This is a genomic window from Paenibacillus sp. AR247, assembly GCF_002968895.1.
Taxonomy (GTDB): Bacteria; Bacillota; Bacilli; order Paenibacillales; family Paenibacillaceae; genus Paenibacillus_AQ; species Paenibacillus_AQ favisporus.
The window spans coordinates 1-1,364 of record NZ_PCZT01000050.1; the positions used below are offsets into that span (position 1 = coordinate 1).

1 pseudogene is annotated in these 1,364 nt (G+C 44.3%); it reads left to right on the forward strand.

The window, feature by feature from the left end:
• The first annotated feature begins 56 nt into the window (after positions 1-56).
• A pseudogene (locus CPT76_RS41100) lies at positions 57-982 on the forward strand (GerAB/ArcD/ProY family transporter).
• The last annotated feature ends 382 nt before the right edge of the window (positions 983-1,364 follow it).

Here is a 1,364-nt window from a genome sequence, read left to right on the forward strand (position 1 = left end):
ACTTGTGGTTGTCGCCCGTATGGTCACATTTTACCGGCATTATGATGGTGCTGGCCATGCTGCGGCTCAGCCGGATGTTTCCGGAAGAATCCATTATCGTTTACAGCAAACGTATTTTAGGAAAATGGCTGGGTATAGCGGCAGGGTTTATCTTCGTGTTCTATGCCTTTTATCTGACCAGCGTGATCTTGCGGATATACACCGACTTCATATCTTCTGTATTTTTGGAAAACACCCCTACCGTAGTCATCTCTGGCGGAATCATGTTCCTTGTTGCCTATACAGCTAGGGGCGGCGTTGAGGTGCTTGGGCGGTTGGCACAGTTGTTTATACCGGCTACAGTCGTTGTGTTTGTCATATTGAGCATTCTTACAATCCCTGAATGGGAGTTATCGAATGCTTTGCCGATCTTGGGAAAAGGGCCTATACCATCGCTCAAAGGAGCCACCGTTCCGTTCACATGGTTTGCAGGGTATATTTTGCTAGGGCTGTATTACCCGTTATTGTCCGATAAACGAAAGGTAACATTGTTCGTTATGACTGCCTGGTTTGGTGAAATGATTACATTGGCCGCATCCGGGCTTATATCCGTATCCTTTTTGGCGAGTATACCAGTACGTTGAACTATCCCTTTATCGAAGTCGTTCGTTATATTGCACTCGGTGAATTCTTTCAGCACATCGATGCTTTGCTGCTTGCTGTATGGCTGCCCGGCACATTTATCGAGCTGGCCACTTATCATTATGCAACCGTAACGGGAATAGCCGAATGGACGGGGCTCAAGAATTATCGGGCGCTCTCCTTTACGCTTGGATTTTTGGTCCTGGTTGTAAGCTATTGGGGCATTACAAGCGATATTGATTTTGAACGTTATTTAGCGACGAGTCACATCTTGTTCGACTTCTCAGTGCTTGTGTTCGGCCTGCTTCTCTTTCTGGTGGCATGGATCCGCAGCAAGCTGGGAGACTTGAAGTATAATTAGGCGTAATAATTTGTCCGAAGGATTTCGTTTATATAAGTTGAATACTGAGGTTCATAAAGTCTATTCTGACAACAGACGGTCATAGAAAATTCACATCATCTCATGATACATTGTAAGACGACGAGAACATACATAGAGAATAGCCGCATAACTGCGGCTTTTTTTGTTTTAACTAATGCCTGGGTTACAGGACGTTGTTTCAGTATCCAGAATACCCGACAATAAGAGGCTTCACAGCTTGTGATGGAAAATACAAATAGTAAGCCTATTTTATAAAATAGCGACGAGAAACGCCGTTGACAAAACCAAGCTACTGCGTGTTACTTTATAGCGGTAGTAAGTATTACTTCATACCAGTCTCACAGAATAGCAAGGAGCGATT